Annotated in this window: 17 protein-coding genes; 7 read left to right on the top strand and 10 right to left on the bottom strand. The window is 71.1% G+C overall.

Annotated features, from left to right (window positions below; translation table 11 throughout):
• Window positions 1-324 precede the first annotated feature (324 nt).
• Complete coding sequence (locus AC0VYN_RS00825; protein WP_475534344.1) at window positions 325-1515, top strand: pyridoxal phosphate-dependent aminotransferase; 1191 nt, start codon at window positions 325-327, stop codon at window positions 1513-1515.
• Between the two features lie 80 nt (window positions 1516-1595).
• On the opposite strand, the gene AC0VYN_RS00820 is transcribed toward AC0VYN_RS00825, so the two are convergent.
• Window positions 1596-2129, bottom strand: coding sequence for a YbjN domain-containing protein (locus tag AC0VYN_RS00820; RefSeq protein WP_475534343.1), 534 nt, complete (start codon window positions 2127-2129; stop codon window positions 1596-1598).
• A 141-nt stretch (window positions 2130-2270) separates the two neighbouring features.
• Here AC0VYN_RS00820 and AC0VYN_RS00815 point away from each other — a divergent pair, with 141 nt between their 5' ends.
• Window positions 2271-2666, top strand: coding sequence for a hypothetical protein (locus tag AC0VYN_RS00815; protein WP_475534342.1), 396 nt, complete (start codon window positions 2271-2273; stop codon window positions 2664-2666).
• 100 nt (window positions 2667-2766) lie between these two features.
• Here AC0VYN_RS00815 and clpB read toward each other — a convergent pair whose 3' ends face one another.
• Together clpB and AC0VYN_RS00805 are read right to left on the bottom strand one after the other, a co-directional pair.
• Window positions 2767-5376: an ATP-dependent chaperone ClpB gene (clpB, locus tag AC0VYN_RS00810; protein WP_475534341.1), complete on the bottom strand. Its 2610-nt coding sequence runs from the start codon at window positions 5374-5376 to the stop codon at window positions 2767-2769.
• A 267-nt stretch (window positions 5377-5643) separates the two neighbouring features.
• On the bottom strand, window positions 5644-5979 hold the full coding sequence (locus tag AC0VYN_RS00805) for a hypothetical protein (protein WP_385459980.1): 336 nt from the start codon (window positions 5977-5979) through the stop codon (window positions 5644-5646).
• A 305-nt stretch (window positions 5980-6284) separates the two neighbouring features.
• Between AC0VYN_RS00805 and AC0VYN_RS00800 the strand changes: the two genes are divergently transcribed.
• Complete coding sequence (locus AC0VYN_RS00800) at window positions 6285-7310, top strand: helix-turn-helix transcriptional regulator (protein ID WP_475537051.1); 1026 nt, start codon at window positions 6285-6287, stop codon at window positions 7308-7310.
• Complete coding sequence (locus AC0VYN_RS00795; protein ID WP_475534340.1) at window positions 7307-8290, top strand: helix-turn-helix transcriptional regulator; 984 nt, start codon at window positions 7307-7309, stop codon at window positions 8288-8290. The genes AC0VYN_RS00800 and AC0VYN_RS00795 overlap by 4 nt, the downstream gene beginning before the upstream one ends.
• Here the strand turns inward: AC0VYN_RS00795 and AC0VYN_RS00790 are convergent.
• The 7 genes from AC0VYN_RS00790 to AC0VYN_RS00760 all read right to left on the bottom strand — a co-directional run bounded on the left by AC0VYN_RS00790 (window position 8253) and on the right by AC0VYN_RS00760 (window position 16220).
• Window positions 8253-9275: a helix-turn-helix transcriptional regulator gene (locus AC0VYN_RS00790; RefSeq protein WP_475534339.1), complete on the bottom strand. Its 1023-nt coding sequence runs from the start codon at window positions 9273-9275 to the stop codon at window positions 8253-8255. The two genes, AC0VYN_RS00795 and AC0VYN_RS00790, sit on opposite strands and share 38 nt — an antisense overlap.
• Window positions 9276-9414: 139 nt before the next feature.
• Window positions 9415-10530, bottom strand: coding sequence for a sugar ABC transporter substrate-binding protein (locus AC0VYN_RS00785; RefSeq protein ID WP_475534338.1), 1116 nt, complete (start codon window positions 10528-10530; stop codon window positions 9415-9417).
• 246 nt (window positions 10531-10776) lie between these two features.
• Window positions 10777-11232 carry a heat shock protein transcriptional repressor HspR gene (locus AC0VYN_RS00780; protein ID WP_386919486.1) on the bottom strand — a complete coding sequence of 152 codons (456 nt, stop codon included), beginning with the start codon at window positions 11230-11232 and terminating at the stop codon, window positions 10777-10779.
• 5 nt (window positions 11233-11237) lie between these two features.
• Entirely contained in the window at window positions 11238-12428 is a 1191-nt protein-coding gene (gene dnaJ / locus AC0VYN_RS00775) for a molecular chaperone DnaJ (protein WP_451688603.1), read from the bottom strand.
• 42 nt (window positions 12429-12470) lie between these two features.
• Window positions 12471-13118 (bottom strand): nucleotide exchange factor GrpE, encoded by a 648-nt coding sequence (gene grpE, locus AC0VYN_RS00770; RefSeq protein WP_385459968.1) that lies wholly within the window; start codon window positions 13116-13118, stop codon window positions 12471-12473.
• Complete coding sequence (dnaK, locus tag AC0VYN_RS00765; protein WP_475534337.1) at window positions 13115-14971, bottom strand: molecular chaperone DnaK; 1857 nt, start codon at window positions 14969-14971, stop codon at window positions 13115-13117. Before dnaK ends, grpE begins: the two co-directional genes overlap by 4 nt.
• Before the next feature lie 94 nt (window positions 14972-15065).
• Window positions 15066-16220 carry an MraY family glycosyltransferase gene (locus AC0VYN_RS00760; RefSeq protein ID WP_475534336.1) on the bottom strand — a complete coding sequence of 385 codons (1155 nt, stop codon included), beginning with the start codon at window positions 16218-16220 and terminating at the stop codon, window positions 15066-15068.
• A 243-nt stretch (window positions 16221-16463) separates the two neighbouring features.
• Here AC0VYN_RS00760 and AC0VYN_RS00755 point away from each other — a divergent pair, with 243 nt between their 5' ends.
• The 3 genes from AC0VYN_RS00755 to AC0VYN_RS00745 all read left to right on the top strand — a co-directional run bounded on the left by AC0VYN_RS00755 (window position 16464) and on the right by AC0VYN_RS00745 (window position 21279).
• Window positions 16464-18746, top strand: coding sequence for a (Fe-S)-binding protein (locus AC0VYN_RS00755; RefSeq protein WP_475534335.1), 2283 nt, complete (start codon window positions 16464-16466; stop codon window positions 18744-18746).
• 186 nt (window positions 18747-18932) lie between these two features.
• Entirely contained in the window at window positions 18933-20198 is a 1266-nt protein-coding gene (locus tag AC0VYN_RS00750) for an FG-GAP repeat domain-containing protein (protein WP_475534334.1), read from the top strand.
• Between the two features lie 58 nt (window positions 20199-20256).
• Window positions 20257-21279 carry a Yip1 family protein gene (locus AC0VYN_RS00745; RefSeq protein WP_475534333.1) on the top strand — a complete coding sequence of 341 codons (1023 nt, stop codon included), beginning with the start codon at window positions 20257-20259 and terminating at the stop codon, window positions 21277-21279.
• Window positions 21280-21288: the final 9 nt, after the last annotated feature.

Raw genomic sequence — 21288 nt, 5'->3', positions numbered from 1 at the left:
CCGCCGGCCCACCAGCTGTTGTTGCCGCTGTTGTGGCCTCCGCCCGACGACCGCGAGCCCCGGCCGCGCCCCCGGGCGGCGGAACTCCGCCGTCCACCGGATGCGGCCTTCGCGACGACCAGAGCGACGATCACGATCAGGATGATGCCGAAGACCATGGCGTCACCCTCCTTCCGATTCCCCCCGGACTCACGCCCGGAAGTTCCCCCGAAGCAACCCCCCGTGGGCGCCTCGCTTTCCGTGGTGCTCGTTGCGTGAACGGGGGATGCCCTCGCCCGCCACGCCCCAAAGCAGAGTTGAGGAACTCCAGAGCTTCGGCGCAGGATGGCCGCCATGACCTCCAGCGCACGCCCCTTCCTCAACCGCCGGCTCGCCGCGTTCGGGACCACGGTCTTCGCCGAGATGTCCGCCCTCGCGGCCAGGACCGGGGCGATCAACCTGGGCCAGGGCTTCCCCGACACCGACGGCCCCGAGGAGATCCGCGAGGCGGCCGTACGCGCCCTGCGCGACGGGCGCGGCAACCAGTACCCGCCGGGCCCGGGCGTCCCCGAGCTGCGCACCGCCGTCGCCGCGCACCAGCAGCGGCGCTACGGCCTGTCCTGGGACCCGGACACCGAGGTCCTCGTCACCGCCGGCGCCACCGAGGCCATCGCCGCCTCACTGCTGGCCCTGCTGGAACCCGGCGACGAGGTGGTCGCGCTGGAGCCGTACTACGACTCCTACGCGGCCTGCATCGCCATGGCGGGCGGTACCCGGGTGCCGGTGACCCTGCGCCCGCACGACGGCACGTTCCGCCTCGACCTGGACGAGCTGCGCGACGCGGTCACCGACCGCACCCGGCTGCTGCTGCTCAACACCCCGCACAACCCGACGGGCACCGTCCTGACCCGCGCGGAACTCGCGGCGATCGCCGAGCTGGCCGTGGAGCGGGACCTGCTGGTGGTGACGGACGAGGTCTACGAGCACCTGGTCTTCGGCACGGCCGAGCACGTCCCCCTGGCGTCCTTCCCCGGGATGCGCGAGCGCACCGTGACCATCAGCTCGGCCGGCAAGACGCTGTCGTTCACCGGCTGGAAGGTCGGCTGGATCACCGCCCCGCCCGCCCTGGTCACCGCGGTCCGCTCGGCCAAGCAGTACCTGACCTTCGTGACGTCGGGCCCCTTCCAGTACGCCGTCGCCGAGGCCCTCGCGCTGCCCGACTCCTTCTTCGCCGGCTTCCGCGCGGACATGGAGGCCAAGCGAGACGTCCTCGCGTCCGGCCTCGCGGAGGCGGGCTTCGGCGTCTTCCGGCCCGCCGGGACCTACTTCGTCACCACCGACATCCGCCCCCTCGGCGAGAGCGACGGCTTCGCTTTCTGCCGCGGCCTGCCGGAACGCGCGGGGGTCGTCGCCATCCCCAACGCCGTCTTCTACGACCACCGCGAGGCGGGCGCCCCCTTCGTCCGCTTCGCGTTCTGCAAGCGGACTGGCGTGCTGGAGGAGGCCGTCCGGCGGCTGAAGACGCTGGGGGGCTGAAAACGGCGAGAGCCCGGCCCCGGCACACGACCCCGTTCGGCGGTCGGTGCCCGGCCGGGCTCCCCGGTGGCGGGGGCGGACTACTCGCCGCCCTCGTCCTCGGGCTTGTCCGCCTCGTTGACCTCCTGCTCCAGTCCGAGCTGCTCCACCAGCCAGCGGTCGAACTCGATGGCGGCGCGCACCCAGCTGACCGTCGAGGAGACGAAGTGCTCCAGGCTGACGCCCATGCCGATCAGCATCTGCGCCTCGCCGATCAGGCGGACGGTGCCGTCGTCGTGGGTGTGCGAGTACACCTTGGGCCACAGGGTGCGCCGGTTCCAGTCGTCGAGCGACTCCAGCAGCTGCGGCTTGTCGTCGATCTGGTGGGGGCGGTCGTAGAACGTCCGCACCGAGAAGATCTGCTGATCCCCCTCACCGCGGAACATGAAGTACGTACGGAACTGCTCCCACGGCGCCGCGAGGTCACCCTCGTCGTCGACGACGTACTTGAGCTCCATCTGTTCGAGGAGCTGCTTCACGAGATCCTGATCCGGGACGACGGGGCCCGCCGGTCCTTGGGGCTGCGGCTCGGGCTGGCCCCCGAAGTTCGGAATCGAGGACGGGTCGATGCTCACCGTGATTTTCCCTTCGTACGGATCACACCATCCTCCCCCATGCGGGGAGGGGGGTGGCAAGCCCGCCGTGGCACTGTCAGCCGTGGGCTGACACGATCCGTCCGGTCGGGCGGGAGCAGCGCGGGCCGGAGGGGGACGGGCATGGGGCGGAGACGGATCCGGTGGGGACCGGTGGCGGCGGTCGCCGCCCTGCCGGTCCTGTTGCTGGCATGGCTGGTCGTGGCGGTGGTGCGGTTCTCGACCAGCGACTATCCGCTGGGCGGGGGCCCGGAGGAGGTGCCGTGCGCCGAGGCGCCGGCCTTCGGCGGGGCGGAGCCGCCCGCGGGGGCGTACGACACCGAGTGCACGGTGCGGACGTGGCTGCACACGAGCTATTACGCCGCCTTCCGGATGCCGCGGTCCGGCGTCGGGGACTGGCTGACGCACACCTACGGCGAGCGGCCGGGGACGAGCCTGTGCAGTGGGGGCGGCGACGTCTGCCTGAACCTGGACAGCGCGGCGCACCCGCCCCCACCGGCGTCGGCGCGAACGCCGTGACGGTCGACGTGGTCTACGAGAGCGCGGGCACCGCGCAGGTGCGGTTCTCGGCGTTCACCGTGTGACACGGGGTGGCCGTGTCACACGGTGGACCGGCGCGTCAGAGGGTCTTGCCGGTGGCCGGGCCCACGATCAGGCCGTCGCCCTCGCCGCCGCCGAAGCGGTCCACGCGGACCGTGTCGCCGTCCTTGATCTCGCCGGCGAGGATCTCGCGGGCGAGCCGGTCCCCGATCGAGGTCTGGACGAGGCGGCGCAGCGGGCGGGCGCCGTAGGCCGGGTCCATGCCCTCGTCGGCCAGCCAGGCCAGGGCCTCGTCGGTGACCTCCAGGGTGAGGCGGCGCTCGGCGAGCCGCCGGGCGAGCGCGTCGATCTGGAGCCGCGCGATCCGGCTCAGCTCGTCCTTGCTCAGGGCCGAGAAGACCACGAGGTCGTCGAGCCGGTTGAGGAACTCCGGCTTGAACGACGACCGGACCACCTCCAGGACCTGCTCCTTCTTCTCCTCCTCCCCGGTCAGCGGGTCGACCAGGTACTGGCTGCCCAGGTTGGAGGTCAGCACCAGGATGGTGTTGCGGAAGTCGACCGTGCGGCCCTGTCCGTCGGTGAGGCGGCCGTCGTCCAGCACCTGGAGCAGGATGTCGAAGACCTCGGGGTGCGCCTTCTCCACCTCGTCCAGCAGCACGACGGTGTACGGCCGCCGCCGCACGGCCTCGGTGAGCTGGCCGCCCTCCTCGTACCCGACGTATCCGGGCGGGGCGCCGACCAGCCGGGCGACGCTGTGCTTCTCGCTGTACTCCGACATGTCGATGCGGACCATGGCCCGCTCGTCGTCGAAGAGGAAGTCGGCGAGCGCCTTGGCCAGCTCGGTCTTGCCGACACCGGTCGGGCCGAGGAAGAGGAACGACCCGGTGGGCCGGTCCGGGTCGGCGATCCCGGCGCGGCTGCGCCGCACGGCGTCGGACACGGCCCGTACGGCCTCGGTCTGCCCGATGAGCCGCTTGCCGAGCTCGTCCTCCATGCGCAGCAGCTTCTGCGTCTCGCCCTCCAGCAGCCGCCCGGCGGGGATGCCGGTCCAGGAGGCGACGACGTCCGCGATGTCGTCGGCGCCGACCTCCTCCTTGACCATGGTGTCCCGGGCGACCTCCTCCTCGGCCTCGGAGGCGGCCTCCAGGTCGCGCTCCAGGTCCGGGATCTCGCCGTACAGCAGCTTGGAGGCGGTGTCGAAGTCGCCGTCGCGCTGGGCGCGTTCGGCCTGCCCGCGCAGTTCGTCGAGCTTCTCCTTCAGCTCACCGACCCGGTTGAGGGACTGCTTCTCCTTCTCCCAGCGGGCGGTGAGGCCGCGCAGCTCCTCCTCCTTGTCGGCGAGGTCGCGGCGCAGCCGCTCCAGGCGCTCCAGGGAGGCCGCGTCGGTCTCCTTGCCGATCGCCAGCTCCTCCATCTTCAGCCGGTCGACGGCACGCTGGAGCTCGTCGATCTCGACGGGGGACGAGTCGATCTCCATGCGCAGCCGGGACGCGGCCTCGTCGACCAGGTCGATGGCCTTGTCGGGCAGGAAGCGGGAGGTGATGTACCGGTCGGAGAGGGTGGCGGCGGCCACCAGGGCGCTGTCGGCGATCTGCACCTTGTGGTGGGCCTCGTAGCGGCCCTTGAGCCCGCGCAGGATCGCGATGGAGTCCTCGACGGTCGGCTCGGCGACCAGCACCTGCTGGAAGCGCCGCTCCAGGGCGGCGTCCTTCTCGATCCGTTCCCGGTACTCGTCCAGCGTGGTCGCGCCGACCATGCGCAGCTCACCGCGGGCGAGCATCGGCTTGAGCATGTTCCCGGCGTCCATGGCGGAGTCGCCGCCGGCCCCGGCCCCCACGACGGTGTGCAGCTCGTCGATGAAGGTGATGATCTGGCCCTCGGAGTCCTTGATCTCGGCCAGGACGGTCTTCAGCCGCTCCTCGAACTCGCCGCGGTACTTGGCCCCGGCGACCATCGCACCCAGGTCCAGCGCGACCAGCCGCTTGCCCTTCAGCGACTCGGGCACGTCCCCCTTGACGATCCGCTGGGCGAGTCCCTCGACGACGGCGGTCTTGCCGACGCCGGGCTCACCGATGAGGACGGGGTTGTTCTTGGTGCGGCGGCTGAGCACCTGCACGACCCGCCGGATCTCCTGGTCCCGCCCGATGACCGGGTCGAGCTTCCCGTCCCGGGCGGCGGCCGTGAAGTCGGTGCCGAACTTCTCCAGTGCCTTGTACTGGCCCTCGGGGTCCGCGGTGGTCACGCGGCGCCCTCCCCTCGCCTTGCGGAAGGCCTCCTGCAGCTTCTTCGCACTGGCTCCCTGCCCCTCCAGTACCTCACCGGCCGCGCCGCCCTTCGCGGCGATGCCGAGGAGCAGGTGCTCGGTGGAGAGGTACTCGTCCCCGAGCTCCTTGGCGCGGGCCTGGGCGTCGGCGACCACGGCGAGCATCTCACGGTTGGGCTGCGGCGGCGCGACCGTGGACCCGGCGACGCTGGGCAGCCCGGCGATGATGCGCTCGGCGCCGGAGCGCACGGCCGCGAGGTCGGCCTCGACGGCGGCGAGCAGGTCGGTGATGTTCTCGTTGTCCTGGCCCTGGAGCAGCGCCAGGAGCAGGTGCGCGGGGGTGAGGTCGGGGTTTCCCTCGGTCAGGGCCCGGTTGCTGGCCGCGTTGATCGCGTCCCGGCTCCGGTTGGTCAGCTCGGCGTCCACGTTCTGGCTTCCCTCCTAGCGTCGGCCGTCGACGGTCCGGCCATGTCTCCCAGTGCTGACTCGTCCAACTGGCACAAAGTTGAGTCTATTCCACTCAAGGGAGAAGCGGCGCCGGGTCGTGCCGCGGGCGCGTTTCGGCCAGGCCGGGAATCTGCCGGTACCCGGAAATGTCCCCGCATACGACAGCGGCGTCACCGTGTTCAGGTCACGGTGACGCCGCTGCCGGGGGGAAGCACCTGAGCGATTTGTTACGACGGGGGAATCGCGTCAGGCACTGCGGGGGGTGGCCGAGATGGTCCTCACTTCGGAGACCTCCGGCTGCGCGAGCCGGTGGTCCCTCTGGTCCAGGTTCACAAAGATCATTCCGTAGCGGACGGCGCACCGGACGGGCTGCGGCGCCCCCCGAGGCCGCCGCAGACACCGGTAAGCCCGCACGTCACCGTCATCGTCCAGCGTGACGACGACCGGCTCACCGAAGACGGTCACCATCAGGGAGTCACCGGAGTGGGGGATCGCGGTGACCAGGTCGATGAAGTGCCAGCCGGAGCGGTAGGCGGTGGCCATCTCACGGCGGAAGGATCGGTCGTCGGGTGGAGTGGTCACGGCGATCAGTCCCACACGCTGTCGCCCGGGAAAGCCGCCGGCTCACCGCCGGGGCCCGCGATCGCCACTGAGTGAACGCCACCCGCCTCGTGCTCACCGCTCTTCGCATCGAGGCCGGCCAACGCACCGAAGGCCACGACGGCGGAGAAGGCGGTAACAAGCACCGAGCGAAGCATTCTCATACGCATAGTCGGCTTCGTCCTCACTTGATGGTCCCCTCATTCCCCCGTCGGATAAGACGATGTCTCATTCGGGCACGTCATGGCCACACAATCGGTGCATCATGTTCCTGCACGTTCAGGACCCTGGGGGGTGGAGATTTGGTAGCAAAATGGACTAAGAGGGATCATCCCCATACGGGAACCGAGTTGTGCACCGAAGGGAGCCGTCTGTACGCGCACGCCCTCAGGGCTGGGCGCATACCGCGGACCGACGCCGAGGCCGCTCCGTGTCTGATGGATCTGGCCCTGCTCCACCCCGATCCCGACGACGCCGAGTGGCTGCGTCCGGTCCCGCCGTCGGTCGCCCTCGCCCAACGGCTCAATCCCATCGAACGGGAGATCACCCAGCAGCGCCGGCAGTCGATCGCGCTCGCCGAACTCTTCGAGCCGTTCATGGACATCAGCACCCAGGAGACGAGCCCCGCCCACTCCATCACGGTGCTGGAGGGCCTCGACCGGATCAACGCGGCGCTCGACCTGGCGACCGCCCAGTGCCAGACCGAGATGCTGACGGTCCAGCCCAGCGGCCACCGCCGTCCGGAGAACCGGCTGCTGGAAGGACTCGAACGCGACCGGCCCCTGATCGAGCGAGGCGTGCGGATCCGGACCCTCTACCAGCACACCGCCCGGTTCAGCCCGGACAGACTCGCCTACACCGACCAGTTCGCCGACGGCAAGGTCGAATACCGCACCATCGACGAGCTGGTGGAGCGTCTCATCATCTGCGACGAGACCGTCGCGTTCATCCCCGTCCGCGAGGACCGGCAGGTCGCACTGGAGCTGCGCCACCCCGGCCTCGTCCGGTACCTGATGAGGGTCTTCGAGTTCATCTGGAACCGAGCGGTCCCGCTCACCGCCGGCGCACCCTACGAGACGGCCCCCGACGGCATCACCGACATCCAGCACTCCATCGCCAAGCTCCTGGTGGAGGGCCACGTCGACGAGGCCATCGCCCGCCGCCTCGGCATGAACGTGCGCACCTGCCGCGCGCACATAGCCAAGCTGGCGACGGCCCTGGGCAGCGGCAGCCGCGCCCAGCTCGGCTACCTCATCGCCCAGTCGGGGATCCTCGAACAGGAACAGGGCGACCGGGCCGGGAGCCCCTCGTGACCGATGCGGCGCACCGGCACGCGGGGGAGGAGCTGTGCGAGGCGGGCCTCGGCCTCTACGCCCGCGCCCTGCGCGAGGGCCACCTCCCCGGCGAGGAGGCGGCCGGCGCGCCCTGCCTGGTCGACACCGGCCTGCTGTATCCGTCGGTCGAGGACCTGACCCGGCTGGTGCCCGTCGCACCGGCCGTCGCCCTGCAACGCCTGCTGCGCTCCTCGGAGGAGCGGATCGCCGGCGAACGCCGCCGCGAACAGCGGCTCGCCGACGCCTTCGAGCCCCTGATACGGCACGCGGGACCGACGGCCGCGGGCGAGGACACCCCGTTCCTGCGGATCCTCACCAGCAAGGAGCGGACGGGCCGGGCCATCGCCGAGGCCATGGCCGAGGGCCGGGACCAGCTCCTGACCGTGCAGCCGCACGACGGCCTCGTCACCGCGTCGTACCACAACCACGAAGCCGCCATGCAGCGCGACCAGGCGTTCCTCGACAACGGCGGCCGTGTGCGCGCTCTCTACCAGCACACCGTCCGCCACGCCCCCCTGATCATCGGGCGGTACGAACGCCTGAAGGGCGACGTGGAGGCACGGACCCTCAACGAGGTCACCGAACGCCTCGTCATCGTGGACCGCACCGTGGCCTTCATCCCCGCCAGCCCCGACCGTTCACTGGCCCTGGAAGTCCGCCACCCGGCCCTGGTCGCCTACTTCGTCACCACCTTCGACCGCCTCTGGCACCTGGCCACCCCCATGCACCCCCGGGCGGTCCGTCAGCCCACCCTCAACGGCATCTCCCCGCGCCAGCGCGCCATCGCCGCCCTCCTCGTCGAAGGGCACACGGACGCGGCGATCGCCGACCGCCTCGGCATGAACGTCCGCACCGCCCGCGTCCACATCGCCAAACTCGCCGCCACCCTCCGCAGCGAGAGCCGCGCCCAGCTCGGCTACCTCATCGGACAGTCGGGGATTCTCGACCAGGAACGCTGAGGGACGGCGAACCGACCAGGCCCGCCTGGGCGATGCGCACCCCCAGCTGGGTCCGGCTGGCCGCCCCCAGGGTCTCCGACAGACGGGCGATGTGCGCCCGGCACGTCCGCACGCTGATGCCCAGCCGCTCCGCGATCACCGCGTCCTGGTGACCCTCCGCCAGCAGCGCCGCGATGGACTGCTCGCGGTGCGAGACGCCCTCGAAGCCGGTCTCCGGAAGCGGCGCGGTGAGTGGGATCGCCAGGCGCCACAGGCGCTCGAAGACCGTCACCAGGTAGCCGACCAGCGCCGGGTGACGCAGTTCCAGGGCCATCGTGCGGTCGGTGTTGGCGGGGATGAACGCGACCGTGCGGTCGAACAGGATGAGACGGTCGACGACCTCGTCCAGGGTGCGGGCCTCCACCGTGCCGCCCATCAGCTCCAGGTAGTTGAGCAGCCCCTGCCCGTGCCGCGCCACGTGCGTGTAAAGGTCCCGCATCCGCACCCCGCGCCCGCGCAGCGCCAGCGCCCGGTGCAGGCCCTCCGACAGCTCCGCCTCGCGCCGGATGCCGCCGGGCTGGACGGTGAGCACCTCGGTCGTGCACGCCTCCGTCGCCTCGTCCATCGCGGCCTGGATGCGGGCCAGTCCGTCCAGGACGCGGATCGCCGTGCCCTCCGTGGCGGCCGACGCCTGGATGCGCCGGCCGAGACCCGCGTACCGCTCGAAGGCCTCCACCGCCGACCCCACCCGCCGCTGGCTGGACCTCACCTCGTCGTACACCCCGCGCAGCAGCCGGGTCATGACCTCCTGCGGAGAGGTCGGCACGAGCCAGTCCATGTCGTCCGGGTCGGGGTGCAGCAGGGCCAGCTCCAGCAGGCAGGGCACCGGCTCCGCGTCCCGGCGCGGCACCCGGCCGCGCCGTACGGCCCGGGAGTACACCCGGTCCCCGGCGGCACACAGCCGGTCGGCGCCGTGCGGATGCTCCTCAGCCCCGTGCCCGGCCATCGCCCATCCCACCCCCGGTTCCGGCTCTTTACGCAGCGCAACTATGCGCGGCCTGGACCGGGTCCGCAACACGGCTCGGCGCCGGGCGACGGGCGGAAGACGGCGGTTCGCTCCGGTATGACCGGGCGGTGGGCGACAGCTACTTCAGCCCGATCTCCGCGCAGTCCGCCGCGAACTTCGCCGTGCAGATGTCGGAGACCTTGTAGAAGCCGTCCGCCACGACGGTGTCCTTGATGTTGTTCTTCGTCAGGGCGACGACCGGGACGAGCTGCGCCGGAATGCCCTGGTGGCTGGGGCTGTCGACCTTGTCGCGGGTGAGCGCGTCGAACTGGATGTCCCGGCCCTGGATGTGCGCCACGACCATCTCCGCGGCGTTCTCGGCCTCCTGCGGGTAGGACTTGTAGACGCTCATGTACTGCTCGCCGCCGACGATCCGCTGGACCGCCGGCAGCTCCGCGTCCTGACCGGTGATCGGCGGCAGCTCGGTGACGCCCGCGGACTCCAGGGCCTTGATGATGCCGCCCGCCATGCCGTCGTTGGCGGAGTAGACGCCGGCGATGTTCTTCTTGCCGATCGCCTCGATCGCCTCGGCCATGTTCGCCTCGGCGTTCGCCGGCTTCCAGTCCTTGGTGTCGTAGGACTGGGCGATCGTCACCTTGCCGTTCAGCTCGGACATCGCACCGGCCTTGAACTGCTTGGCGTTCGGGTCGGTGGGCGAGCCGTTCATCATGACGATCCTGGCCGAGTTGTCACGGCCGCCGAGCGCCTCGACGAGGGAGCGTCCCTGGACCTCGCCGACCAGCTCGTTGTCGAAGGAGATGTAGGCGGTGATCGGTCCCTCGGCCAGCCGGTCGTAGGCGAAGACCGGGATGCCGGCGTCCTTGGCCTTCTGCACGCTCGGCGCGATGGCCTGCGCGTTCACGGCGTCCAGGACGATCGCGTCGACCTTGTCGTCGATCATCTTCTGCATCTGCGTGGCCTGTTTGTTCTCGTCCGCCCCGGCGTTGGCGTACTGGACCTTGCCCTCGTCCCGGGTCAGGGAGGCGAGCTTCTTCACGAAGTAGGGGTGGTCGAACTGCTCGTAGCGGGTGTTGTCCGTCTCCGGAAGCAGCAGGCCCACCGTGATGTCGTTGCCCTTGGAGGGGCTCGCGTCGTCGCTGCCGTCCGAGGCGTCCAGCACTCCGCAGCCGGCCAGCGAAACGGTCATCGTGGACGCTGCCACGGATATGGCGATACGACGGATGCAGGAGCTCACTTCTGGTGCCTTCCGGACGCGGGGGCCGCATTGCAACCCAGGTGACTGAAAAGCCAACGCGTCGGCGCCCCCAGCGTCAAGCGGAACCACTTAACGAGATGACAACACCACGCTGCGCAGCCGCTGTGGAGACGGAGCGGAATCGCCTCCCGCATCCCTTCACGTACCCGGCACGCGAGGCGCACGCGAAGGGGCCCGGAGGTTCGGGTGAACCTCCGGGCCCCTTCCGGGAAATCCGACGCGTCGTCAGTCCGGGGACTGCTGCTGCCGCTTGGGCCGCCACACCACCAGCGCACTGGTCTGCTGGACCTCCTGGTACGGCACCAGGTCACGGCGGTACGAGGCGTGCACCGCCGCCTCCCGCTGGCGCATCGCCGTGGCCGCGCCGTCCAGCGCGTCCGACAGCTCCGCTATGCGGGACTGGAGCGCGGCGACCTGGTTCTCCAGTTCGATGATGCGCTTGATTCCGGCCAGGTTGATGCCCTCGTCCTGCGACAACTGCTGCACCTGACGGAGCAGTTCGATGTCGCGGGCCGAGTAGCGCCGGCCGCGCCCGGCCGTGCGGTCGGGGGAGACCAGGCCGAGGCGGTCGTACTGGCGCAGTGTCTGCGGGTGGAGTCCGGAGAGCTGGGCCGCCACCGAGATGACGTAGACCGGGGTGTCCTCGGTCAGTTCATACGGATTGCGTCGACGACCGTCCATTCCCGTCAAGCTCCCTTCGCGGCCTGGAACAGCTCCTCCCGCGGATCCTCGTCCGCGGTCGCCTCGCGATACGCCTCGAGCGCGTCACGAGCCTTCCCCGTCAGATCCTTCGGGACACTCACCTCGACGGTGACCAGGAGGTCGCCGCGGGTGCCGTCCTTGCGGACCGCGCCCTTGCCCCGGGCCCGCATGGTGCGGCCGTTGGGCGTGCCCGCCGGCAGCTTCAGCGTGACGGGCGGTCCGCCCAGGGTCGGGACGCGGACCTCGCCGCCGAGCGCCGCCTCGGCGTAGGTGACCGGGACGGTGACGGTGAGGTTGTCGCCCTTGCGGCCGAAGACGCGGTGTTCCTTGACGTGCACCACCACGTACAGGTCGCCCGCGGGGCCGCCGCGCTCGCCCGGTGCGCCCTTGCCGCGCAGCCGGATGCGCTGCCCGTCCGACACCCCGGCCGGGATGCGGACCTGCATCGTCCGGGAGGACTTGGCGCGTCCGGAGCCCTTGCAGACCTCGCAGGGATTCTCCGCGATCAGGCCGCGGCCCTTGCAGTCCGGGCAGGGGTCGGTCAGCGAGAAGCCGCCGCCCGAGCCCCGGGCGACCTGCCCGGTGCCGACGCAGGTCGGGCACACGCGCGGCGTGCCGTTCTTGTCGCCGGTGCCCGAACAGGCCTTGCAGGGCTGCTGGCTGGACATCCGCAGCGGGACCGTCGCGCCCTCGATGGCCTCCGTGAAGCTGAGGGTGACCTCGGACTCGATGTCCTGGCCGCGCCGCGGCTGGGTCCGCGTGCCGGCGCCGGGACCACCGGTGCCGGTGCGGTTGAACAGGCCCCCGAAGACGTCGCCGAGACCGCCGCCGAAGCCGCCGGCCCCGCCGCCCTGGGCGCCGCCTCCGAAGAGGTCGCCCAGGTCGAAGTTGAAGGTTCCGCCGCCGCCCGCGCCCGGCCCCGGGCGGAAGCCGCCGTTGCCGAAGAGCGCGCGGGCGTCGTCGTACTCCTTGCGCTTCTTGGGGTCACCGAGGACGTCGTTCGCCTCGGAGATCTCCTTGAAGCGCTCCTCGGCCCGGGCGTTGCCCTTGTTGGCGTCCGGATGGAACTCGCGGGCGAGCTTCCGGTACGCCTTCTTGATCTCGGCCTCGGTGGCGTCCTTGGGGACGCCGAGGACCTTGTAGTAGTCCTTCTCGATGAAGTCCTTGGTGCTCATCCCCGACGTCCCTCCTCTCCTGCGTCCGCGTTCGTCGTGACGTCAGCCCTCCTCCGGGCCACCGTTCTCCTTGTCGTCGGCCGCCTCGGCCGGCTCCTCGGCCTTGACGGTCTGCGCACCCGGCTGCGGTTCGGCCACCGCCACCCGCGCGGGGCGGATGGTGCGCTCGCCGATCCGGTACCCGGGCTGCAGGATCGCCACGCAGGTCGTCTCGGTGACGTCCGGTGCGTAGGAGTGCATCAGGGCCTCGTGGATCGTCGGGTCGAAGGGCTCGCCCTCCTTGCCGAACTGCTGGAGGCCCATCTTGGCCACGACGGTCTCCAGCGACTCCGCGACGGACTTGAATCCGCCGACGAGTTCGCCGTGCTCCCGGGCGCGGCCGACGTCGTCGAGCACGGGGAGCAGCTCGGACAGGAGGTTCGCGATGGCGACCTCCTTGACCGCGATGCGGTCCCGCTCGACCCGACGGCGGTAGTTCTGGTACTCGGCCTGGAGGCGCTGGAGGTCCGCCGTGCGCTCACCGAGCGCCGTGCGTGCCTGATCCAGCTGGGCCACCAGGCCCGCGTTCTCACTCGCGTCCCCGGCCGGGGCCGCCTCCTCCTCGGAGGCGGCCTTCGGTTCGGCGGCGTCAGGCGTGGCGCCAGAGGGGACGTCGGGCTTCTCGTCGAAGCCCGGGGTCTCCTCCGTCACGCCGCACCGTCCTTGCGCTCGTCGTCCACGATCTCGGCGTCGACGACGTCGTCGTCGGCACCCTTGTCACCGGCCCCGGCACCGGCACCCGGGGCCTCGCCGCCGGCGGCCTGCGCGCCCTGGGCGTCGGCGTACATGGCCTGGCCCAGCTTCTGGGAGACGGCGGCGACCTTCTCCGTGGCGGTGCGGATCTCGGCGGAGTCCTCGCCCTTGAGCTTCTCCTTCAGCTCGGCGACGGACTCCTCGACCTCCGTCCTGATCTCGCCCGGGACCTTGTCCTCGTTGTCCTTGAGGAACTTCTCGGTCTGGTAGACGAGCTGCTCGCCCTGGTTGCGGGTCTCGGCGGCCTCGCGGCGGCGGTGGTCCTCCTCCGCGTACTGCTCGGCCTCCTGGCGCATGCGGTCGACCTCGTCCTTCGGCAGCGAGGAGCCGCCGGTGACGGTCATCTTCTGCTCCTTGCCCGTGCCCAGGTCCTTCGCGGTCACGTGCATGATGCCGTTGGCGTCGATGTCGAAGGCGACCTCGATCTGCGGGACGCCGCGGGGCGCCGGCGGCAGACCGGTCAGCTCGAACATCCCGAGCTTCTTGTTGTACGCCGCGATCTCGCGCTCGCCCTGGTAGACCTGGATCTGCACGGAGGGCTGGTTGTCCTCGGCGGTGGTGAAGATCTCCGAGCGCTTGGTCGGGATCGTCGTGTTCCGCTCGATGAGCTTGGTCATGATGCCGCCCTTGGTCTCGATGCCGAGGGACAGCGGGGTGACGTCGAGGAGCAGGACGTCCTTGACCTCGCCCTTGAGGACACCGGCCTGCAGGGCGGCGCCGATGGCGACGACCTCGTCCGGGTTGACGCCCTTGTTGGCGTCCTTGCCGCCGGTCAGCTCCTTGACGAGCTCGGCGACGGCGGGCATGCGGGTGGAACCGCCGACGAGGACGACGTGGTCGATCTCGGACAGCTGGATGCCGGCGTCCTTGATGACGTTGTGGAACGGCGTCTTGCAGCGCTCCAGCAGGTCCGCGGTCAGCTGCTGGAACTGGGCGCGGGTGAGCTTCTCGTCCAGGTGCAGCGGGCCCTCGGCGGACGCCGTGATGTAGGGCAGGTTGATCGAGGTCTCGGTGGACGAGGACAGCTCGATCTTGGCCTTCTCGGCGGCCTCGCGGAGGCGCTGGAGGGCCATCTTGTCCTTGGACAGGTCCACGCCGTGGCCGGACTGGAACTGCTTGACCAGGTAGTCGACGACGCGCTGGTCCCAGTCGTCACCACCGAGGTGGTTGTCGCCGTTCGTGGCCTTCACCTCGACGACGCCGTCGCCGATCTCCAGCAGCGAGACGTCGAAGGTGCCGCCACCGAGGTCGAAGACGAGGATGATCTGCTCGTCCTTGTCGAGGCCGTACGCCAGCGCGGCGGCCGTCGGCTCGTTGACGATGCGCAGGACGTTCAGGCCCGCGATCTCGCCGGCCTCCTTGGTGGCCTGGCGCTCGGCGTCGTTGAAGTACGCCGGGACGGTGATGACCGCGTCGGTCACCTTCTCACCCAGGTAGGACTCGGCGTCCCGCTTCAGCTTCTGCAGCACGAAGGCGCTGATCTGCTGCGGGTTGAAGTCCTTGCCGTCCAGGTTGATCTTCCAGTCGGTGCCCATGTGGCGCTTGACCGACCGGATGGTCCTGTCGACGTTCGTGACCGCCTGGCGCTTGGCGACCTCGCCGACGAGCACCTCACCGTTCTTGGCGAAGGCGACGACGGACGGCGTGGTCCTGGCGCCCTCGGCGTTGGTGATGACGGTGGGCTCGCCGCCCTCCAGAACGCTGACGACGGAGTTAGTCGTGCCCAGGTCGATGCCGACCGCACGTGCCATGGTGATTTCCTCCAGCTGACTTGAGTGCAACAGGCTCAAGTGTGCATGACGCCCACCGCTCGGTCAACAGAGGTGAGTCGGGCAGACTCAACTCTTATCCGTTCCTTACACGCAACGACGCTCTGACCTGCGTGTTCTCCGGGCCGACGGCCTGACGGACCGGGAAATCCGCTCGCCGAAGGGGCGACCGGTGGGGCCCGTGGACCCCGGTACCGGGCGTCCCGGGACGGGACGGCGGCACCCGGCCGGTCCCGCGCACAGCGGTGTGCGGCCCCGTCCGCCGCGGCTCGTACACCCGCACCCGTAGCAGACCCAGCACCACGACGGCCGAGGCGCCCGCCACCCACAGCGCGGCCGTCTCCCCCACCCGGCCGACGTGCACGAGCACCCCCGTGAGTACCCCGCAGAACGTGCCCACCCCGAGCAGCACGACCACACCCTGCGGAGTGACCCCCAGCCGCCGCAGCCGGTGGGCGAGGTGGTCGGGCCCGCCGCGCAGCGGGGGCCGCCCGGCCAGCCGGCGGGACAGCAGAACGAGGACGGCGTCGGCGCTCGCCGTCGCGGTCAGCGCGAACAGCACCCCCGCGCTCGCACCGGGCGCCTGCCCCGCCCGGGTGAACACCGCCGCCCCGGCGAGCAGGAAGCCGGCGAAGAGCGACCCGGACGCCCCGAGCGCGATCCGGGCCGGGTGCCAGTTGTGCAGCAGAAACCCGGCCAGCGCGGCGGCCAGCGCGCTCAGCAGCACCGCGAGCCCGTCCATCAGCTCCGCCGCCGCGCACACGCCGGCACCGAAGGCCGTCACGACCCCGACCGCACCGGCAAGCCCGTCGGCGTGGTCGAGCCCCCGGAAGGCCGTGGCGACCAGCGCGATCCAGGCCACCGCCAGCGCCCCGGCCAGCGCCCCGGTCCCCTCGTACGGCACCACGCAGGCCGCCGCGACGGCCGTGCCGGCCAGCAGCCAGCGCCGCCGCAGCCGCCACAGGTCGGCGGCGAGGCCCAGCAGCCCGACGACGCAGCCGGCGACGAGCAGCCGCACCACACCGGGGCCGAGGTGGACGACGCCGGCCCACTGGCAGGCCCCCGCGACCAGCCCCGTGACGAGGAGGACGGCCACGCCGCCGAGCAGCGGCACCGGTCGCACCCGGCGCCGGTCCACCAGGGCCAGACGCAGGGCGGCCACCCTCAGCAGCGCGGTGAGCCCGGCGGCGAGGAGAAAGGAGACGGTGGCGGCAGTGATCCCGTAGAGCACGGACCTAAACTAAGCCGAATATCACGATGTGCGACGAATGTCCTGTCCAGTCCGGCGTGGCGGCGACGGGCGACGGCTTCCCGGGCGGTCAGGGTTGCCTCAGCGACGCAGATCACCGCGGTGCTGACTACAGTGCGACAGGAGATACGGGTAGTCTCAGACGGACTGCATAAGTTACCGCTTAGTAATGTCGGGGCAGGTGAAGAACCCGCCCCACCCCTCGCAGGCCCGAGGAGCCCCCAAATGCAACTCGCCGCGATCGTCGTGTCGCTGGTTCTGATGGTGGTCGGCGTGGCCCTGTTCGCCCGCGCCATCCTCCAGATCGTCAACTACATGCGGCTCGGCCAGAGCGTGCCCAAGGGCACCCGCACCGACGCCCCCGGGCAGCGCACCCTCACCGTGGTCAAGGAGTTCCTCGGCCACACCCGGATGAACCGCTGGGGCATCGTCGGCGTGGCCCACTGGTTCGTGGCGGTGGGCTTCTTCTCCCTGCTGCTGACGATCGTCAACGCCATCGGGCAGCTGTTCCAGGCCGACTGGATCCTGCCGGTCATCGGCGACTGGGCGCCGTACAACGTCTTCGTCGAGTTCATCGGCACGATGACGGTGCTCGGCATCCTGGCCCTGATCGTCATCCGGCAGCTCAGCCACCCGAGGAAGCCGGGCCGCAAGTCCCGCTTCGCGGGCTCCAACTTCGGCCAGGCGTACTTCGTCGAGGCCGTCATCCTCGTCGTCGGCGTCTGCATCTTCATGCTGCACGCGCTCGAGGGCGCCCTCCACCACGTGGACGGCTACGAGGCGTCGTTCTTCATCTCGTACCCGGTCGTCTCCGCGCTCCGGGACCTGGACCTCTCCGCGCTCCAGAACCTCGTCTACTTCTTCGCCGGCCTGAAGATCGCCACCTCCTTCATCTGGATGATCACGGTCGCCCTGAAGACCGACATGGGCGTCGCCTGGCACCGCTTCCTCGCCTTCCCGAACATCTGGTTCAAGCGCGAGGCGGACGGCGGCACCGCGCTCGGCGCACTCCAGCCCATGACCTCGGGCGGCGAGCCGATCGACTTCACCGACCCCGGCGACGACGACGTCTTCGGCGTCTCCCAGGTCGAGCAGTTCTCCTGGAAGGGCCTGCTGGACTTCTCCACCTGCACCGAGTGCGGCCGCTGCCAGTCGCAGTGCCCCGCCTGGAACACCGGCAAGCCGCTCTCCCCGAAGCTCCTCATCATGTCTCTGCGCGACCACGCGCACGCCAAGGCCCCCTACCTGCTGGCCGGCGGCGGCAAGACCATGGAGGGCGAGGAGAAGGCGTCCCAGGAGCAGCTCAAGGACGTCCCCGCCGCCGCCCTCGCGGAGGCCGAGCGCCCGCTGATCGGCACCGCGGAAGAGAACGGCGTCATCGACCCGGACGTCCTGTGGTCCTGCACCACCTGCGGCGCCTGCGTCGAGCAGTGCCCCGTCGACATCGAGCACGTCGACCACATCGTCGACATGCGCCGCTACCAGGTGATGATCGAGTCCGCGTTCCCGTCCGAGGCGGGCACGATGCTCAAGAACCTGGAGAAGAAGGGCAACCCCTGGGGCCTCGCCAAGAAGCAGCGCCTGGAGTGGACCAAGGAGGTCGACTTCGAGGTCCCGGTCGTCGGCAAGGACATCGAGGACCTCACCGACGTCGAGTACCTGTACTGGGTCGGCTGCGCCGGCGCCCTCGAGGACCGCGCCAAGAAGACCACCAAGGCCTTCGCGGAGCTGCTGCACATGGCGGGCGTCAAGTTCGCCATCATGGGCGGCGACGAGAAGTGCACCGGTGACTCCGCCCGCCGCCTCGGCAACGAGCCCCTGTTCCAGGAGCTCGGCATGGAGAACGTCATGTCCCTCAACGCCGCCTTCGGCGAGGAGATGGACGACGACGGCAAGGTCGTGCCCGAGTCGGCGAAGCCGAAGTCGGCCAAGAAGATCGTCGCCACCTGCCCGCACTGCCTGAACACCCTCGGCAACGAGTACCCGCAGCTCGGCGGCGACTACGAGGTCATCCACCACACCCAGCTGCTCCAGCACCTGGTGGACGAGGGCAAGCTGATCCCGGTCACCCCGGTCGAGGGCATCATCACCTACCACGACCCGTGCTACCTGGGCCGGCACAACAAGATCTACACGCCGCCGCGCGAGATCATCGCCGCCGTCCCGGGCGTCCGCAACGAGGAGATGCACCGCCACAAGGAGCGCGGCTTCTGCTGCGGCGCCGGCGGCGCGCGGATGTGGATGGAGGAGCGGATCGGCAAGCGCATCAACAACGAGCGCGTCGACGAGGCCCTCAGCGTCAACCCGGACATCGTGTCCACCGCCTGCCCGTTCTGCCTCGTCATGCTGACCGACTCGGTCAACGGCAAGAAGAACGACGGCAAGGCCAAGGAGTCGATCCAGGTCGTCGACGTCGCCCAGCTCCTGCTGGAGTCCGTCAAGACCCCGGCCGACCCGGCCGGCGAGGCGGAGACCGAGACCGAGCCGACGCCCGAGCCGGTGAAGTAGCCCCACGGCCACGACAGCCGGCCGACGCCCCCGGATCCGCCAGGACCCGGGGGCGTCGCCGTTTCCGGACTGTCCCCGTCACTCGAACACGTGCATCATGACCGGGGCGTTGTTCGGTGATCGGTGATGCGGACGAGGTGAACGGTGCGGGTGCGAAGAAACGCGCGACGAGCGACCGGCGGTGCGGTGGCACTCGGCTCCCTGCTGCTGCTGCTCGCCGCCTGCGGCCACGGCCCGTCACCCGCCACCGGCGAGGCCACCCCGGACGCCTCCGCCCGCGCCGCCCGGGCACCGGCCCTGCCCGTCCCGCACGGCAAGGGCAGCAGGACCCCCGACGACTTCAACGGCGACGGCCACCGCGATCTCGTCCTGAACAACCTCGTCACGGCCGAGAGCCACGCCGACGACGCCGGCATCGGCATCGTCTACGGCTCGGCCCGCGGACTCGTGCCCGGCGCCCGGCAACTGCTCTCCCCGGCCACCCACGCCGCCCGCACCCAGGACCAGCTGCCGGCCGTCTTCGAGGCGGAGGCCCGCTGCGACCTCGACGGCGACGGCTTCACCGACCTGGTCGTCACCACCGACCCGCCCTACGACGGCCAGGGCAGCCCTCCGGTCCCCCTCCAGCTCCTCTTCGGCTCCCCCGACGGCCTGACCGGCCGCGGAGTGGTCCTGACCGTTCCCGACCGGGCCCGCCTCGGCGACGACTGGCCGGACCGGCCGGTCTGCGGCGACTTCGACGGCGACGGCGCCGAGGACCTGGTCCTGCACGCCTCCGCCGGCCACCTCAGCTACCTGCGCGGCCCCTTCACCCGCGCGGGCGCCCCGAAGGCGGCCGGCGCCCCGCTCGCCTCGACGGGCGAGGCCCCCACCGGCCCCGCCGCCGACGTGAACGGCGACGGCTACGACGACCTGATCGTCCGCGCCTCCGCCGACACGGGCACCGCGTCCGTCGTCCTCGGCGGCCCGGCCGGCCCCACCCGCGCCGGCACCACCCTGCCGTCCGGCACCGGCGTGGCCCTCGGCGCCTTCGGCGGGGGCAAGGCCCTGGACGCGGCCGTCGCCACCAGGAACGGCACGGCCCTGCGCTACGACCTCCCCACCGCCACCCGGGGCACCCTGGACGTCCCCGGCCCGGTGCTCGACGCCGCCGACTTCGACGGCGACGGCCTCAGCGAACTGGTCACCGGCGGCACCGGCGTCCGTGTCCTCCCGGGCAGCGCGACGGGCCCCAGCACCCGCGGCGCCGTCACCGTCACGCCCGCCGCCCGCGGCACCACGCAGATCCTCGCCGTCGGCGACTTCGACGGCGACGACCTCGCCGACCTGGTGATCCGGACGTCCCAGGGGGACACCGCCGACTCCGTCGAGGTCCACCGCGGCACCGCCGAGGGGCTGCTGACGGAACGGCCCGCCGTCACGTTCTCGACGTCGCGGTTCCTGGGCCCGTAGGGGTCGGGCTCCCGGACGGAGCAACGCCCGGGAGCGCCTCGGGGGCCTCCCGTAGGGGATGTCACAGCTCGGCCGCAAAGGACCCCCCAAAAGCCCGGCCCCCGCACGTCACTCTCCGGGACCAGGTACGTTCGAAGGCGTGGCTGGATTCAGGAGAGGACGCGGCCGGGACAACGGCGCTCCTCACGCGCGACCGCAACACCCTCCGTACGGGCAGCAGGCGCCGCAGGGACCGTCGTACGGCGCTCCCGCGACGCCGCGGCAGCCGTACCCGCAGCAGCCGTACGGGCCCGGCGGCCCCGGCGGCGGCCAGTGGCCGCAGGCCCACGGCGGCCACGGCGGCCACGGGGAGCCGGAGTACTTCGGCGACGGCGGCCACCAGGGCGGCCCCCACCACCCGCAGGGCGCACAGGCCCCGTACGACCCGTACGCGGCCAACAACCCCGGCCACACCCAGGCGTTCGCGATCGGCGAGGACCCCTACACCCAGGGCGAGACCTACCGCGCCGGCTCGGCCGCCCCGCCCCCCGGCCCGGTCGGCCCGCGCCTGCACTGGAAGGCACTGCTCAAGGGCATCGTCACCGCCCCCAGCCAGACCTTCCTCCAGATGCGGGACTACACGATGTGGGGCCCCGCCCTCGTCGTCACCTTCCTCTACGGCATGCTGGCGGTCTTCGGCTTCGACGGCGCCCGCCAGGACGCGATCAACGCAACCCTGTCCAACGCGGTCCCGATCGTCCTGACCACGGCCGTCGCCATGGTGCTGAGCGCCTTCGTGCTGGGCGTCGTCACCCACACCCTGGCCCGCCAGCTCGGCGGCGACGGCGCCTGGCAGCCCACCGTCGGCCTGTCCATGCTGATCATGTCGATCACCGACGCGCCCCGCCTGATCGTCGCGATGTTCGCCGGCGGCGACGCGCCCTTCGTGCAGATCCTGGGCTGGGCGACGTGGGTCGCGGGCGGCGCCCTGCTCACCGCGATGGTCGGCCGCTCCCACGACCTGCCCTGGCCGAAGGCGCTCGGCGCGTCCGCGATCCAGCTGGTCGCCCTGCTGTCGCTCGTCAAGCTCGGCACGCTCTGACCCGAACAC

Source organism: Streptomyces sp. 63XJN7_1_ISO-PGPR-S23-121 (genome assembly GCF_056173025.1).
The sequence above is the reverse complement of the archived record's forward strand: the minus strand, read 5'-3'. Positions and strand labels throughout refer to the sequence as shown.

Coding starts and splice junctions, on each gene's coding strand:
- AC0VYN_RS00825 (WP_475534344.1), top strand. CDS start 325: ATGGCCGCCATGACCTCCAGCGCACGCCCCTTCCTCAACCGCCGGCTC.
- AC0VYN_RS00815 (WP_475534342.1), top strand. CDS start 2,271: ATGGGGCGGAGACGGATCCGGTGGGGACCGGTGGCGGCGGTCGCCGCC.
- AC0VYN_RS00790 (WP_475534339.1), bottom strand. CDS start 9,275: ATGGCCGGGCACGGGGCTGAGGAGCATCCGCACGGCGCCGACCGGCTG.
- AC0VYN_RS00780 (WP_386919486.1), bottom strand. CDS start 11,232: ATGGACGGTCGTCGACGCAATCCGTATGAACTGACCGAGGACACCCCG.
- dnaJ (WP_451688603.1), bottom strand. CDS start 12,428: ATGAGCACCAAGGACTTCATCGAGAAGGACTACTACAAGGTCCTCGGC.
- dnaK (WP_475534337.1), bottom strand. CDS start 14,971: ATGGCACGTGCGGTCGGCATCGACCTGGGCACGACTAACTCCGTCGTC.
- AC0VYN_RS00755 (WP_475534335.1), top strand. CDS start 16,464: ATGCAACTCGCCGCGATCGTCGTGTCGCTGGTTCTGATGGTGGTCGGC.
- AC0VYN_RS00745 (WP_475534333.1), top strand. CDS start 20,257: ATGTCACAGCTCGGCCGCAAAGGACCCCCCAAAAGCCCGGCCCCCGCA.